At 56.7% G+C, this 15,858-nt stretch carries 13 protein-coding genes and 2 pseudogenes; 10 read left to right on the plus strand and 5 right to left on the minus strand.

From position 1 onward, the window contains the following. The first annotated feature begins 87 nt into the window (after positions 1–87). A pseudogene (locus B0G77_RS37315) lies at positions 88–476 on the plus strand (carboxymuconolactone decarboxylase family protein). A 433-nt stretch (positions 477–909) separates the two neighbouring features. On the opposite strand, the gene B0G77_RS37320 reads toward B0G77_RS37315, so the two are convergent. From B0G77_RS37320 to B0G77_RS37340, 5 genes are all read right to left on the minus strand, one after another. After that, positions 910–1,359, minus strand: coding sequence for a MarR family winged helix-turn-helix transcriptional regulator (locus B0G77_RS37320; RefSeq protein WP_133666735.1), 450 nt, complete (start codon positions 1,357–1,359; stop codon positions 910–912). A gap of 134 nt (positions 1,360–1,493) precedes the next feature. Then, positions 1,494–2,714, minus strand: coding sequence for a CaiB/BaiF CoA-transferase family protein (locus B0G77_RS37325; RefSeq protein ID WP_133666736.1), 1,221 nt, complete (start codon positions 2,712–2,714; stop codon positions 1,494–1,496). 13 nt (positions 2,715–2,727) lie between these two features. After that, a complete protein-coding gene (locus B0G77_RS37330) occupies positions 2,728–3,507 on the minus strand; it encodes an enoyl-CoA hydratase/isomerase family protein (RefSeq protein ID WP_133666737.1) in 780 nt (259 codons plus the stop codon). Between the two features lie 46 nt (positions 3,508–3,553). After that, complete coding sequence (locus B0G77_RS37335; protein WP_133666738.1) at positions 3,554–5,140, minus strand: cation acetate symporter; 1,587 nt, start codon at positions 5,138–5,140, stop codon at positions 3,554–3,556. Further along, entirely contained in the window at positions 5,133–5,507 is a 375-nt protein-coding gene (locus tag B0G77_RS37340) for a DUF485 domain-containing protein (protein WP_133666739.1), read from the minus strand. The genes B0G77_RS37335 and B0G77_RS37340 overlap by 8 nt, the downstream gene beginning before the upstream one ends. 201 nt (positions 5,508–5,708) lie before the next feature. Between B0G77_RS37340 and B0G77_RS37345 the strand changes: the two genes are divergently transcribed. From B0G77_RS37345 to B0G77_RS37380, 9 genes and pseudogenes are all read left to right on the plus strand, one after another. Beyond that, positions 5,709–6,641: a 3-keto-5-aminohexanoate cleavage protein gene (locus B0G77_RS37345; RefSeq protein ID WP_133666740.1), complete on the plus strand. Its 933-nt coding sequence runs from the start codon at positions 5,709–5,711 to the stop codon at positions 6,639–6,641. 68 nt (positions 6,642–6,709) lie between these two features. Beyond that, positions 6,710–7,291: a DUF302 domain-containing protein gene (locus B0G77_RS37350; protein ID WP_133666741.1), complete on the plus strand. Its 582-nt coding sequence runs from the start codon at positions 6,710–6,712 to the stop codon at positions 7,289–7,291. Between the two features lie 40 nt (positions 7,292–7,331). Next, a complete protein-coding gene (locus tag B0G77_RS37355) occupies positions 7,332–8,330 on the plus strand; it encodes a ketopantoate reductase family protein (RefSeq protein ID WP_243751366.1) in 999 nt (332 codons plus the stop codon). A gap of 102 nt (positions 8,331–8,432) precedes the next feature. Then, a complete protein-coding gene (locus B0G77_RS37360; RefSeq protein WP_133666742.1) occupies positions 8,433–9,620 on the plus strand; it encodes a thiolase family protein in 1,188 nt (395 codons plus the stop codon). A 671-nt stretch (positions 9,621–10,291) separates the two neighbouring features. Further along, positions 10,292–11,767 (plus strand): MFS transporter, encoded by a 1,476-nt coding sequence (locus B0G77_RS37365; protein ID WP_243751367.1) that lies wholly within the window; start codon positions 10,292–10,294, stop codon positions 11,765–11,767. Further along, positions 11,764–12,153, plus strand: coding sequence for a GMC oxidoreductase (locus B0G77_RS37370; protein WP_133666744.1), 390 nt, complete (start codon positions 11,764–11,766; stop codon positions 12,151–12,153). The genes B0G77_RS37365 and B0G77_RS37370 overlap by 4 nt, the downstream gene beginning before the upstream one ends. A gap of 682 nt (positions 12,154–12,835) precedes the next feature. After that, positions 12,836–13,372: pseudogene (locus tag B0G77_RS44935) on the plus strand (electron transfer flavoprotein subunit beta/FixA family protein); the annotation flags it as partial. Between the two features lie 12 nt (positions 13,373–13,384). Further along, positions 13,385–14,110, plus strand: a complete 726-nt coding sequence (locus tag B0G77_RS37375; protein WP_279571373.1) for a sensor histidine kinase — start codon at positions 13,385–13,387, stop codon at positions 14,108–14,110. 507 nt (positions 14,111–14,617) lie between these two features. Next, positions 14,618–15,856: a tyrosine-type recombinase/integrase gene (locus tag B0G77_RS37380; RefSeq protein WP_243751368.1), complete on the plus strand. Its 1,239-nt coding sequence runs from the start codon at positions 14,618–14,620 to the stop codon at positions 15,854–15,856. The last annotated feature ends 2 nt before the right edge of the window (positions 15,857–15,858 follow it).

Below are 15,858 nucleotides of genomic sequence, written 5' to 3' on the forward strand. Positions count from 1 at the left end.
GCTGCACCCCACCGCCAACGAGGCAGCATTGGGACCCGCTGAAGAACGCGCTAGTAGACCATGTACGCGAGAACTAAGGAGCACATGATGAGCAACAATTCACAAGAGGCCGGTATGGCCCGCCGCACCCAAGTGATGGGGGCAGACTTCGTCGAGCGTGCGATGTCGTCTGCTGACGCGTTTTCCCGCCCTTTGCAGGAATGGCTGAATGAGCATGCGTGGGGCACGACGTGGTTACGCGACGGGCTTGATCTCAAGACCCGGAGCCTCTGCACATGCGCAATGCTTGCCGCGCTCGAAAAGGTGCCGAACTGAAAGGCCATATACGTGGCGCCATTAACAATGGTGCGACTACAACCGAAATCCGCGAGGTCTTACTTCACAGTGCAATATATGCTGGGGCGCCTGCAGCTGTCGAAGCGTTTCGAAACGCTGGCGAAGTGCTGCAGGAACTTGGTGCGAGCATCCCCGAATAGCCGAACCTCCGCCAAAAGGATCCCGCAACAACACGCTCCAAGAAAGCGTCGTGTCGCAAACACGTCAGTATCAAGAAAGACCGCGATCTCGTACCGGGCCCACCAGTCCCCGAGTTCCCACTTTCATCGACGCAATTCACCTGATCAAGGCATCGCGACAGTAACCCGCTGACCAAATCAAAGTGGTGTGCAACGCTCCGCCCCGGTTTCGCTCCGGGCTTTAAGGCAACAGAGGTATAAGCACGATCCAGTATGGCCCTGACGACTACCCGGTAAGTGCGGTCGAAGCCATCCAAATCCGCGAAGCCCGCATATCAGTGGATACGATATTGCTGTGCAATGCAGCCGTCGGTTGGTGCTTACATCGTCGCCTCCAGCTTTCGATGACGTAAGTCGATCGCCGATCCGCAGTCGATGAGGCCAATGAGCCACTTCAACCAATGACTGTCTCATTCTCCGCAGACAATTCCCTGCCTACATTCACAATCCTCTTGAGCGTGTGGCGTAGTTCCTTAGATTCGCGTTTCCCCAACTTCTGCTCAAACCGCAGATGCACGCTCTCCCATAGGGGCAATGCACGAGCCAAGAGCTTCCGGCCAGCCGGAGTGACGCTGACAAGTCTCTCGCGCCTGTCTTCCCCAACGTTGATTTGTACGAGGCCCTCCCGTTCGAGTGGCTGCAGATTGCGGCCCAGTGTTGTGCGATCCATTGCCATCAAATCTGCCAACTCACTCAACGACATCTCCCCCACTGCCGACGCACGCGCAAGCATGGAGAATTGAGTGATACGTAGTCCGCTTGGTCTAAGTACTTCGTCGTACGCTAGTGAAAGGGCACGGGTCGCACTGCGCAAAAACGAACAGTTACATTGCAGCAATTCCATCGGGGCCTCTCAGGAAAAATCCATGTCAAAAGTTAGTATACGGGCATATGCATTTTGTTATCGACGTTGCAAAACGACAGTACAAAACTGGGAATCTCTGCCACCGGCGCAGAGATTCTTCCTTGGATCAGCGACTACTGAACAGCTGGGTCTTTCGTCATGACGTTCCGGTTAGTCAGCTCCGCAATCTGTTCCGAGGTGTAGCCCAACTCGCGAAGCACTTCGCAGTTATGTTCTCCGCGGAAGGCGGGAATGCCGGGATGCTCGAGTTCATTGGCCGAAAATCGCCACGGCTTCCCCGGCACACGTGCTGTGCCGCCCGCGCGGTCATCGATAGCTTCGGTCGCACCCCACCATTGCGCCCACTCTGATTCGGCGAAATCCTTGATGTCCCTAACCACGCCGAACGCCAGCTTGGCCTCGTCCAGTTGAGCGTCCAACGCCGCAAGGCTATCGAACGTAAGGATCCAGTCCTGTACGATCTGATGAAACTCGGCGAGATTTTTTTTGCGAAGTTCCGGCGTCTGGAAGCGTGGATCGCGCGCAAGGTCCGCACGTCGCATTGCGCCGATGTAGAGGGGGAACGACAGGCTCGCAACGACGCTCGTAGCAATTGTGATCTTCTCGCCGGTGCTCGTCCGGAAGAATGGCGAGAATGACGGCCCCAGCGCCGGAGGTTCGGCCCCGAGATCGGCATCGGACAAGTCCACGTGCACCCGCTCGTTAATGGCCAGCATGGTGGCAGCCATTGCCACGTCGATATGCTGCCCCTCACCGGTTACGCCGCGGCGATGCAAGGCTGCGAGCACCCCGATGGTAGCTTCAAGACCGGTGTAAATGTCAGCGTGCGAATAGGGATCGTGTCGGTCTTGCGCGAGGTCGTCTCCCAGATGGGAGAGGAAAGTGGACGTGAACCCTGACTCTGCATGCACAGTAGGCGCATAGGCAGCACGATGCGACAGCGGGCCGCCTTGACCATATCCGCTGATGGAGACGTAGATGAGTCTCGGGTTAATCTCGCGCACGGACTCGTAGTCAAGACCGAAGAACGCCAGTGTCCCGGCTCTGAAGTTCTCAACCAGAATATCGGCTTCACTGATCAGCTTCTTCGCAATCTCCCGCGCTTCCGGGTAATTCAGGTCAAGGCTGACGTTGCGCTTTCCAGCATTTTGCTGAATATAGTAATACGAAATCGAGTTGTATTGCGGCAACGCCGAACGCGAAATGTCAGGTCGCGGCGGCTCGACCTTAATTACATCGGCGCCGAGGTCATGCAACGTCTTCGCACAGTGCGGTCCCGCAAGCACGCGCGAGAAGTCTATTACCTTGATGCCTGAAAGTGGCCCCTTGCTCATGTCATCCTCGTTTTCAGTTGCCTTCAAAGACCGCACTACCGGGTCCCGTCGTTGCAAATGCGTCTAGACCGCGCTGAAGGTCAGCGGTCCGGTAGATGGCATCAGCGATATCGGCCATTGCCTCATCCGCTGCACGCATCCCATTGTTACTGTAAAGCGAGGCGAGCCGCTTGGTGGCGGCATGAGCGACGGTCGGACCAGCCGCAATTTCTCGAGCGACCGACATCGTCACAGCTTCCAGTTCAGAGTCGGGGACGACACGATTGATCACGTTCCAGCGCTCGAGCGTCGCCGCGTCGTGCCTGCGAGCAAGCAAGACGATTTCTTTCGCCCTCGCGAGGCCGACGCGGTCGATAAGGCGCTGCACGCCCCCCATGAGAGGGTGCAGCCCCAGCGTCGCTTCGACTAGGCCCATCTTTGCGGATGCTGCGGCGATAATCAGATCTGAAGCAAGAGCAATCTCAAATCCACCGCCAACGGCGATACCATGGACGGAGGAAATGATCGGGATCGGAAGTTCATCAAAGGCGCGAAGGACACCGACGAAGTCAACGTCGTTACGACGCGCGCCTGCGTTTTCAAAAAGCGACATCTCCGCTCCAGCCGAAAAATGTCGCAATCCGCTTTTGATGACGACCGCTCGCGCCTTCTCTCTTTCGGCACGCTTCAGGTTGTCGATCAACGCTTCTGACAGCGTTTTTCCCACAAGGTTATGGGGGGCGAACTGCATTGTGATGACGGCAACATCGCCGTCTTTCGCGAATTGGATCGCTTCGGTATCAAGTGAAGTCATCTTGTTTCCTTTATAGATAACGTGTAGTTGAGCGAGGGTGCCGGCGTCAGTGCTCGATCGCCTCCTCGGCACCGTACCCGCTAAGCATCCGCAACTGCTGCTCTTCGAAGCTACTGGCAGACGTTCTTTGAGAAGTGATCAACGAGACGAGCCAACCAGCCACAAAGCCGCAAGGGATGCTGATGATTCCCGGATTGGCGAGGGAAATCAGTGGCGTAGTAGTTTTGAACACGAGACCATGTGCGCCAATGACGGCCGGTCCCACAAGGACAAGTCCTATTGAAGAGAGAACACCAACAACGACGGCCGCGACGGCGCCTGCGTCAGTGAATCGGCGCCAGTAGAGTGTCAAGAGGATGACGGGCAGATTCGCGCTGGCCGCAATGACAAAAGCAAGTCCGACAAGAAACGCGACGTTCAAGGACTTCACTGCCAGCGCGAGGCAGATTGCGACTATCCCAAACGTCACAGTCGCAATCTTGGCCACACGAACCTGACGCTTGTCCTGCGCGTCGTTGCGGAAGATCAGCATCGCAAAAATGTCGTGGGCAATCGTCGATGCGGAGGAAATCATGATGCCGGACACAACCGCGAGGATCGTCGCGAACGCGATCGCGGATACACAGGCAAGCAACATTTCCCCGCCGAACGATCCCACGCCACCGCCCAACGAGACAGCGAGCAGCGTTATTGCGCTATTACCTGCCTTGTTTGATTGGAGGATCGACTGCGGACCCACGATTGCGCATGCTGCAAAGCCTAAGAGACAGACCATGATTGCAAATGATGTCATGACAACGAGTGCGATCTTTGCCGAATGCCTTGCGTCGACCGCCGACGGTACGGTGTAGAAACGTGTCATGACGTGCGGAAGTCCAGCCGTTCCAAGAGCGAGAGCGATCGCGAGCGAAACGGTGTCCAGAGGGTTTTTAAGGTACGCCCCTGGAATCAGATAGTGATCCGGATGCAAAGAAGAGGCTTTAGCCTTCGTGAACATCGCCCCAACGTCAAACGAAAAATGTGCGAGCGCTAGCACGAGCAGAAAAGCTGCCGCAGACCATACGAGGATAGCTTTGACGATCTGAACATACGTCGCTCCGACCATGCCGCCGAACAGCACATAGGCGATCATGAGCACGCCGATCAGAATCACTGCTGCATCCGTGCCAATCGGCAGCAAGAGGCTTGCGAGCGCGCCAGCACCCACGAGTTGCGCAAGCAGATAGGCCAGGGCAATGAGCAGCGACGACACGGCAGTTGCCCCCCGCACCGATGCCGACGGCAGACGAAGCGCAACAACGTCCGACAGAGTGTATTTGCCGCAGTTGCGCACCGGCTCGGCGACAATCAACATGATCATCAACCAACCGACGATAAACCCAACCTGATAAACGAGACCGTCAAACCCGAACAGCGCCACGAGCCCTGTTACCCCCAAGAACGACGCGGCGGACATGAAGTCGCCAGAAATCGCAAGCCCATTTTGCATTGGCGTGAGATTGCGCCCTGCAACAAAGAATCCAGCCGCTCCTTTTGACCGACGCGAAGCCCAACTCGTCAACAACAGACTGAGCAGAATGAACGCGGCGAATGCAGCAATCCGGACGCCGCCGCCAGATATGAAATTAGACATGTTGGACCTCGCGAGTAGCTTGTTGCGCATGCAACCTCAAAGAGGCCGCGCGTGCGTCGAACTTCGCGGCCGCCCACGTGCAATAGGCCCAGAAAGCAGCCACCGTTACAAGCAGTTGCGCAGCCACCGCTGCCAGGCCGATGTTGATCTCACCATACAGAGACTGGCTCATCGCAGCGGGCGATGACAGGACCAAAATCAACAGACCAAAGTAGATAGCGAGCGATCCCCCAAGCAGCGGCCAGACAAACCGGTTCCGGGTCTTGGCCAACTCCCACGTCTTCGCAACAAGCTCTGTCGACTCTTCCACCGCTCCTGCCGATTCCAGCCGGTCGAACTCAAGATTTCCAAACTCTGTCGGGTGCATCTCCGCCTCCTTGCCTCAATGTTTTCGTGACGCGCTGACTTCATTGCGCTGCGTCTTCCGTGTATGCGTTGTACTCGCGTAAACACCGTTGACAATGCGAGTATATACACGCAATATAGCGTCATCAAAGCAATTCGCATCACTTGGTGTAAACACCAACAGGGACCTGCGCTGTCAGGTTGCAATCAATCAGGAGCCGCCATGAAGAAGCAGCGTAAAGTCATTGTCACTTGTGCCGTGACAGGCGCTATTCACACCCCTACGCTTTCCGACTATCTGCCGTATAAGCCTGAGGACATCGCAGAGCAGGCGATTGCCGCTGCAGAAGCAGGTGCATCAATCCTTCATCTTCACGCACGCGACCCGGAGACGGGCGCCCCGACCGGCAATCCAGAGATTTTCTCGAAGTTTCTGCCAGTTATTAAGGAACGTACGAACGCCGTCATTAACCTGACAACGGGCGGTAGTCCCGAAATGACAGTTGAAGACCGGCTCGCGGCAGCGCTCATGTTTCATCCAGAGATGTGCTCGCTGAACATGGGCTCCATTAATTTCTCAATGCATCCGCTTGCGGGGAAAATTTCTGAATGGAAATTTCCGTGGGAGAAGGAATACCTTCTGGCGAGCGAGGCATTCATCTTTCGCAACACGTTCCGAGACATTGCAAGAATCTATGAGTTGATGACCGACCACGGCACCCGCTTCGAACACGAATGCTATGACATCGGCCATCTATATAACCTCGCGTATTTCCTCGATAAGGGACTCGTCAAACCGCCTTTCTTTATTCAGAGTGTGTTCGGCATCTTGGGCGGAATTGGGCCTGAGGCGGACAACGTCGTTTTCATGCGACGTACCGCGGACCGTCTTTTCGGTACCGATTACATCTGGTCCGTTCTTGCTGCGGGCCGCCACCAGATGCCGGTGGCAACGCAGTCGGCTCTTATGGGAGGAAACGTCCGCGTGGGGCTTGAAGACAGCCTGTATATCGAACGAGGCCAGCTTGCCAGAAGTAACGCGGATCAAGTTACCAAGATAACGCGCATGCTTAGCGAGTTCTCGCTGGAAGTCGCAACGCCGGACGAAGCGAGGGAGATGCTGCACCTGAAGGGCGGAGACAACGTTAGCTTCTGAGCAAAGCATCGCGTGTCGCGTGTAAAGAATCAGGTACTCGAACCATCATCAATAAGGAGATATTTATCGTGAAGTCAACCGTCAACGTCGCACGCCGATTGGCCACCCTTTGCCTGTCTGCATCCTTCTTCGCGAGCATGTCCGCCCACGCGGCAACTGTGGACGTTTCGGAAACGTCGATGGTTGTGCAACACGTGACTGTCTCTTCGAGCAAGCCTTACCCGGCGGTGATTGCGGACATTGAGGGCAGTCTCTCAAAGCTCGATGACCGCTACCGCCAAATGGCAAAGGAGAAGCGTACAGATGAACTTCAGACCGAGCTCCAGAAGGCAGCGGGAAAATACGGCCTGATGATCCATTACACAGGCTCCTTTACCAACTGGTTGGCTCTGAAGGGGGTTCAGAAGCATGGAACCGAGTACTTTACCGGCAACATTTTGACGGCCGTGGAGATGACAAGTCAGAACATGGGTGCCGGTCTATATGCACCATTGCGCATCATGGTCTATGAAAACTCTCAGGGCGGTACGACCATCGAGTACGACAAGCCGTCAAGTCTGTTGGGTCAGTACCACAGCGCTGCAATCGACGTACAGGGTCGGTCACTCGACGAGCGCCTCGCGAAGCTTTGCAACGCGGTGCTTCAATAAACGGTTTCTGACGCACCTCTACCCGCCATCGGAATGTGAAATGGCGGGTGTTATTCCTCGCGAGCGCGCGATTATCTTGCGCGATTGCCAATGTCTTCACAATGGTGATGAGATGAGAATTCTAGTGCTGGGAGCAGGCGCGCTGGGTGGATATTACGGTGCTCGTCTTTTAGAGGCAGGAGCCGATGTGACCTTCCTCGTCAGGCCCAAGCGCCGGGAGGTCCTACAGGCCAACGGGATTGTCGTGAAAAGTGCCTCCGGTGACATCCTGTCAAACGTCAAAACTGTACTGGCAGAGGATGTAGACCCCCGGTATGACCTGGTGCTTCTCACTTGCAAGGCTTACGACCTCAATGCGGCTATTGTCTCCATTGCGCCCGCCGTTGCAGAAAACTCTGTCATCCTTCCCTTGCTTAACGGACTTGCGACTTACGACGCTCTCGACCGCCACTTCGGTCGTCACCGCGTGCTTGGTGGTATCGCTTACATCGCCACAAAGTTGTTGCCGAATGGTGATATCGCTCATCTGAGTCCATTCGACAAGTTGATTATCGGGACGCGCGATCCGGTCCAGGCGGATGCTGCCCGGAAGATTTTTGAATGTTTTTCTCGCACCGCGGGGGACCGCACTCTGTCCCAACGGATTGAAGCTCAGCTTTGGGAAAAATGGGTCATGGTTTGCGCAGGCGCCGCAGCGACTTGTCTGATGCGCTCGACGATCGGCCAAATCATGCATACGGCCAAGGGCGAGCACCTGATTCGCGCGTTGATCAGCGAATGCCAGCAAGTTGCGCTGAGATCGGGATTTGCGCTTGAGGATGCCGCTGTCCGCAGCTTGGAAGGTTCTCTGCTTGATCCGGACTCAACGTGGGCGGCTTCGATGATGCGCGATATTGACGTTGGGGCGCGGCAGATTGAGGCAGACGCCATCGCTGGCGACATGATCCAGCGCGCAAAGCAGCACTCGATCGACACCCCTTATCTGGACGTCGCTTATTCGCACCTTCAGGCATACGGACTCCAGCGTACCGCATCGTAAACCGGCGCGACGATGCAGTCCGTTCCACGCCTCCAATAGGTTTGACGCACGCATGGGCGTGCGTCGCTGTCAGCGCAGATATGCAGCACACGGAGAAATGATATGTTCAAAGACACGGAAATTGTATTGACCGCACCGGTTCGTACGGCGATTGGCGCGTTCAACGGCTCTCTCAAGGGCGTACCTGCCACCGACTTGGGTGCCTCAGTGGTCAAGGAGGTCCTTCGTCGAACCGGGTTGCCCGCTTCGAAGGTGGACTCTGCCGTCCTCGGCAACGTGATTCAGGCTGGTAACGGCATGAATCCGGCGCGCCAGGCATCAATTAAAGGCGGCCTTCCGGTGTCTTCCCCCGCCCTCACGGTCAACCGCGTATGCGGCTCCGGTGCGCAGGCCATCGTAACAGCCGCTCAGGAAGTAGCCCTTGGCACAGCCGCGGCTGTGATTGCCGGGGGGATGGAAAACATGGACAGAGCGCCTTATCTCTTTCCTGACGGCCGATGGGGCAGCCGCATGGGGAATACGTTGATCATTGATAGCATGCTGCGCGATGGCCTCAACGATGCGTTTTCAAACGAGCATTCCGGATGGCACACTGAAGACCTGGTCAAGGAATACTGTATCAGCCGGGAGGCGCAGGATCGTTGGGCAGAGCGGTCACAGACCCGCTTTTCGAATGCCCAGGCAGAAGGAAGATTCAAAAATGAGATCGTCCCCCTTGAGATATCCCTCGGGAAACGACTCGTCGAGTTTTCTGTCGACGAGCAGCCCCGCCCCGATTCGACGTTCGAGACCCTCTCGAAGTTGCGGCCAGCCTTCAGGCCGGACGGCACTATTACTGCAGGCAACGCGCCAGGCTTGAACTCCGGAGCATCGGGCATGCTCGTCTCGACCCGGGCCTTCGCTGACAAGAACAATCTCGAGCCTGTAGCGAAGCTCGTTGCATTCGCAGTATCTGCGGTCGAGCCGGGCATCTTTGGTATCGCGCCTGCCCCCGCAGTCGGGCTGGTGCTTGAGCGCGCGGGATGGCGCCTGACGGATGTCGATCGAGTTGAAATCAATGAGGCTTTCGCCGCTGTCCCGCTAGCCGTCATGAAACGGATTGGTCTGCCAGACGAAATAGTCAACGTGGAGGGTGGTGCGATTGCGCATGGTCACGCGATCGGCGCAACGGGCGCTGTACTCACGACCCGCCTGCTTCACTCCTTACTGCGCGATGGCTTGAAGCGTGGCATCGTCACGCTGTGCATTGGCGGTGGCCAAGGTATTGCGCTTGCGGTCGAACTTCTGTGACCCCTTCATGAGCAGCAAAGGATCACTGAGTCGTTGGCCCCACCGAGCAAACGACGCTGACGCGGGTATAAGACGCGTAGCCGCAGAGGTCCCGTCCAGACTATTGCACGGGTCTTCCTCTACGTTGACTTTCATGTTTCCTGCGCCCGTCAGGGTCCAGCCTTTCCGCCGCTTGGTGAGCGGGCGCTCAGTCTCTCCAGGACCAAGCGCTCGGAGTTCTGGTGTGGCAGCAGCCGGAAATTCGTATTGACGGACTTCCCGTTTTCATCGTTCAACGGTGCGATGAACGTTGTGGGGTGGGCAAACGGATGGCCCAGTCGATCCCAGGGCCCTTGCCTGCATAAGAATTCCAACTCGCCGCGACTCGCTGAACATCGAGCACAAGGGTCGCCTTTGGCGGTATGTGCACATACGCCCAATATTGGCGACGCAAACAAACGATGAGCGGTTGGGGCCGTTGACCGTTGAACGTCGATCTGATTCGTCAGCATCCGCAGCGGCTCGGAGGCGTCTAAAATCGAGATTGGAGCACTCATATGGATGAAAGGTCACGTGCTTTCGGCGATTCCGCCAAAAAAGCCCTGCCGAACAGCGCTCGCCGCGCAAGAGTGAGGCGCTGGTTGTCGACGCGAAGTGCTCGAGTTCTGCTTTGCACATCTGGCGTATCTTTCATGATCATGCTGGATTCGAATATTGTCGCGGTATCGCTACCGACGATAGCTAGAGATCTTAACGCTAGTTTTACAGACATCGAGTGGGTCGTCAGCGCATACGTTTTGCCGTTTGCGGCGTTCCTGATGCCTGCGGGAGCCCTCGCTGACCGATTCGGACGGCGCCGTTTGTTACTGACCGGCATGTTGCTCTTTACGGCTGCCTCCTTTGTTTGCGGTCTGGCGCCCAATTTCCTTATTCTAAATGCCTCGCGTGGGCTGCAAGGTGTTGGATCGGCACTCCAGCTTAGTGCTGCTCTGGCAGTACTGGGTCATACTTTTCGCGGCGCCGAGAGGGCACGAGCGTTCGCATTTTGGGGAACGCTCGTCGGAGTAGCTGTAGCGATAGGCCCTCTAATTGGCGGCTTTATTACGTCTACCGTCGGCTGGCGATGGGCGTTCCTGGTCAACGTCCCTGTTGGGGCCGCGCTGATCGCCGTCGGATTCTCATCAGTCGACGAATCAAACGACCCGCATTCGCAGAAGTTGGATTTCGCCGGGATAACGTTTTTCGGAGGCGGGCTCTTTTGTTCGGTTTGGGGGCTGATAAACGCCAACGTTGACGGCTGGCTCAGCAACGTAACTCTCGGCAAGCTTTCCGTCGCGGCCGCACTGCTGTTTTGTTTCGTGATCGCTGAACTGGTTCAAAAGCGCCCCATGGTTGATTTTTCGCTGTTTCGCAGGCGGACGTTCTTGGGCAGCAGTATTGCCATGCTTGGATTTGCATCAGCGGCCCAAGTCATGATGACGTATCTGCCTTTGTACCTGCAGAATAGCTTCGGCTTCAATCCGGCCTTGGCTGGATTTACCATGATGCCGTTCGCGCTCCCCTTGTTTTTTCTTCCCCGCGTCGGGGCGATTCTCGCTCGCAGCATGTCAGGGCGAGCCATTCTCACGATCGGCCTATGCATTGTTGCTTGCGGCAACCTCAGTACTGCGCTGGTGGTACTTTCGGGTGGTTCGCTGAAGTTGCTTTGGATTGGGATGTTGATCACTGGTTGCGGGGCAGGTCTGCTCAACGGTGAAACAACGAAGGTTTCTATGACTGTGATCCCGCCCGAACGCAGTGGAATGGCATCTGGAATTGGTGCCACGTTGCGCTTCGTTGGACTTGTACTCGGTATCACATGCCTTGGCGCGATCTTGACCAGCGAGACAAGGCGTCAGTTCATACGGGCCGCAGCGAATGAAGGGCTCCCGCAACTCGATGGGAAGACGATCGAACTGGTTGTCTCGCATATTGTCGCCGGGGACACCGGGGGACGTACCGTCCCGGCTGTGACAGATCAAGTGATTTTTGTGGCCCGCAATAGCTTTGAGCTTGGCTTTTCCTCGGTGTTGTTCGTTGCAGCCGCTGTTGCTGCAGTCTGCGCAATGCTCACTTATCTACTTGTCGATGTTTGGGAAACTGCTCCCCAGCCTAAGATGACGCATTGATTGATCCAAACTGGTTGAGTGATCCCTCTGACCAGTCCCGGCTGCTGTACGCGATGAATTACCTGCGTCGCATCGCAGCTACTGCGCCGCTTTCCAACGTGATCAGCGAAGAGAGTCAGCCCGGTGCAGCCATTCCGTCGGACGAGCAGTTGCTGAGCTATATGCGCCGTACAACGGACAGCAACTATCACCCTTGCGGGACTTGCCGTATGGACCGATCTGGCGATCCCATGGCCGTTTTGACTGCCGATCTTCGGGTGAAGGGCGTAGCGGGTTTGCGCGTATTCGATGCCTCCATGATGCCGTCGGTCATTAGCGCAAATACCAATGCAACGGTCATGGCAGTCGCGGACAGAGGAGTTGACATCATGATGGGGCGGAACTGACGTGCGGGTTGCGCATCGATGCGAGCGAGGTCCGTCGAGGGGGGAGCGGGCGGGCGCTTGCTTATAGGCGTCGTGATGCTTTTGGCCGTCGTGTGTATGAATCACATCGACGCCTGTTGTGCTCAATTGATCTGGCGGTTGCCCAACAGACCGGCATCCTGTTCGGTATTCAACAACGTTTCTATAGTATCGCTCTCTGCTTGCACCCTATCTTCAAAGGGCATCTCTCGGGAAGTCGTAGGCATCGTGCTGCTTCTGATCTTTGTCATGGACGGCACACCGCAGCGAGCATGTTTTATCGGCCTTTGCGAGAAATCACCTGGGCGGCTATTGGGTTGGACGCCGGCCAGTTGCACATGGCGCCTGGTGTTGCCGCGCAATGACGAGATTAGGGGATGTGCTGAAACACCGGGCTGATGAAGGTCATATGTCGGGTGGGGGCGTTCCGGCGCGCAGAAAAACCATGGCAACCAACTCACCAACAAAGTCCGGAGGCCGAGGCTGCGCTCGATGTGAAAGATAACGCTTCAAAAGCGGGTTGTGCGGACCTTCCCTAACCGCCATTTTCCACACGAAAGGAAATTTACCCCATCGCGGTCACTTTTAATTTTTTACTGGTCAAGAGTTTCGGTCGTCCGTGTATCTACGTTGTTGCCGACCGACCGCACCCAGGAGAGCATGGATGAAGATATTGGTAGCGGTAACGCGTGTGATCGATGCGAACATCAAAGTCGCCGCGAAATCGGATGGCACGGGCGCCGACATTGCGAACGTGAAGATGTCGATGAACCCTTTCGACGAAATCGCGATTGAAGAAGCGGTGCGTCTGAAGGAGGCGGGCGTGGCCACGGAAGTGGTGGCGGTGTCGGCCGGTGTGGCGCAACGCCAAGAGACGCTGCGCACGGCACTGGCGATCGGTGCCGATCGCGTGATCCTGATCGAATCGAACGAAGATCTGCAGCCGCTGGCTGTGGCAAAGCTGCTCAAGATGCTCAGCGACAAAAAGCAGCCGCAGCTCGTTATCCTGGGCAAGCAGGCGATTGCCGAGGGCAAAGCGACGGTCGCGCGTGAAGTGGACGGGGGTGGCGAGACGCTCGCCTTGACGGTGCCGGCGGTGGTGACGACGGATCTGCGCCTGAACGAGCCGCGTTATGTGACGCTGCCCAACATCATGAAGGCGAAGAAGAAACCGTTGGAAACGATCAAACCTGAAGACCTCCCAGCTGTTTCGTTGACTCGCACGGAGCAGCCTGAGGCCAGCGGAAGTCTACGTGAATCATATCTGCTACTGCAGGAAGCAACGACGAGACGTGAAACGGCATGCGAAGAGGAGCGTAAGCGTATTGCCCGCGAGATGCACGACGAGTTAGGCCAACAACTGACCGCATTGCGACTGAACATCTCTGCGCTGCGGATCGAATTTGGAGCCGACAACCCCGAACTTCTCGACCGGTTGCAGGGATTGTTGAGCCTTTGCGATCAGACGATGCAGGTCGTGCGCCATGCAATAGTGTCCATGCGACCAGCTGCACTGGACGCCGGCATTATTCCCGCATTGGAATTGCTCGCTACGACGTTTTCCCGGGACAACAACATAGCTTGTCGGCTTCAGACTCCCAAGGTCACCGTGGTGCTCGACGAGGAGCGGGAAGCTGCGATGTTTCGGATCGCACAAGAGGCGTTGACGAACGCCGCACGCCATGCGCACGCGAATCAGGTCACCGTCTCGCTTTCGCAGGCCGATTCTTTTTGGTTGCTCGAAGTACATGACGACGGGTGCGGATTCGATAGCGAATCCGCGCGCCCGAGGTCTTTTGGCCTCTTGGGCATGAGGGAGAGGGCACTTATTCTTGGTGGCCAACTCTCGATCACAAGTGCACAAGGTAAGGGTACTTCAATCGTCGCGCGCATCCCTGTGGAAACACCTTTCCCAGAGGCCAGTATCGGCATCACGTAGTTTTACGAACGATAACAAGCATCCATCGAGTTCTCGTAAATGTCACAATGATATACTCTGCATAGTGTCGCAGTTTACTCCCGATCTAAGAACGGCCGAGGTGTTCGCGTGACGGACGGGATTTTCGTTGCCTTTGGGGCCAAGCTCGCTTGCTCATCAACACACTGAGCATCGGCTCTCGGCTTTCCGGGCTCAAGCAGTCATTTGCGCGAATGCGTTCGCATAAGAACCTTCCGACGGTGCTCGCCGCATTGCCACCTACGACTGTGGGCTGGGGCACCGGATGCCTAATGGGATTGTGTCGATACTGGCTGCCTGCCGTGATTGCCCGGACTAAGTCTGCATCGGCGTTCGATCACGGCCACAGATTAGCCCCGCGCATTTGACATAATTAAGTTTGTCATCGTCAGTGGTACGGGAAAGAGCGTTGCGGATTTCCCGTTCCTTTCACGAATTCGACGCAACGGCTTCGTACCATTTGGTACCTGATCACTGTTGCGTGAATCAATGGCATTTCTACAGCTATCGGATCCGCTGGTGCCGCCGCATCTCAGAAGTCCCACACTGGTGAGCGAAGCCGCCGTTCCGCGATACTGGGCGAACATCTGGTCGATTGTTTCGATGGGTCATCTGGCCGCATCGACCCAGGCGGGCAAGCTTCGGTACATTGAAGATCTGTATCAGCATGCGGACCGGTTGCTGGGACCGAGCGGTCTCGATGACGCGCTCGCGGATATGAACGATGCCGCGCTGGCCGATGTGCTCGAATCGTGGTTTGTCTCGATCCGGAACCGGCCACGCGTCACGCGAGCCGACGAACTGCGCTGGCATGCGGGCCTGGGATTCCTGACAGACGTGCTGACGTGGCTTTCCAGGAGCCGCATTCCAGATGACCGGCTACGGGACATCGAGACACGCTTGCACAGGCTCTCAACGCTGTACGGCCAATTGCACGTCCGGAAATGCAGGCAGACGGAGATGATCCGCTCGTTGCCTGCCGCAGTGGTCGAGACGCTGTACGATCTGCTGGACCCCGTGTCAAGCCGGAACCCATTCAGACATACAAAGACCCGCTGGCGTATTTACATTGCTTTCATTCTGATGCTGCACCAAGGTCTGCGGCGTGGAGAGTTACTGCTCCTGGCGGCCGACGCCATCAAGACAGGATTTGACCGAAAACGGCAGACGCTGCGCCATTGGCTCAACGTGCAGCAAAATGAGTACGAGGACGACGACACGGATGGTTCGATCGACTCGCGCTACTCGAAGCCGAGCATCAAAACAGCCCATTCTGTTCGTCAGATGCCGGTCAGCCCAGTGACGGCGCAGCTGGTTCAGACATACATCGAGAACTATCGCGGTCGCCCTGGCCACCCCTTCCTGCTCAATTCGCATTTCGACAGCCCGTTCGCGACGGAATCGCTGACGAAAGCGTTTCGCGAGATATCGAATGCGTTGCCTGACGCCGTACGCCAGGAATTGCGCGATCGCACTGGCAAGGCTTCCGTGATGCCACACGACCTGCGGCACACAGGCGCCGTTGTCCGGTTACAGCAGCTGATCGATAACGGCGATTCGATCGATGAGGCGCTTCAGAAGATGCGCACGTTCTTCGGCTGGTCGAAAAAATCTGTGATGCCCTTGCGCTACGCGCGGGCCGTCTTCGAAGACCGGCTCGCTGACGTCTGGAACGACAGCTTCGATGACCGGGTGGCGCTGCTGCGCGCCATCCCGAAGGGGCTCTGACC

It is taken from the genome of Paraburkholderia sp. BL10I2N1 (assembly GCF_004361815.1).
Lineage (GTDB): Bacteria > Pseudomonadota > Gammaproteobacteria > Burkholderiales > Burkholderiaceae > Paraburkholderia.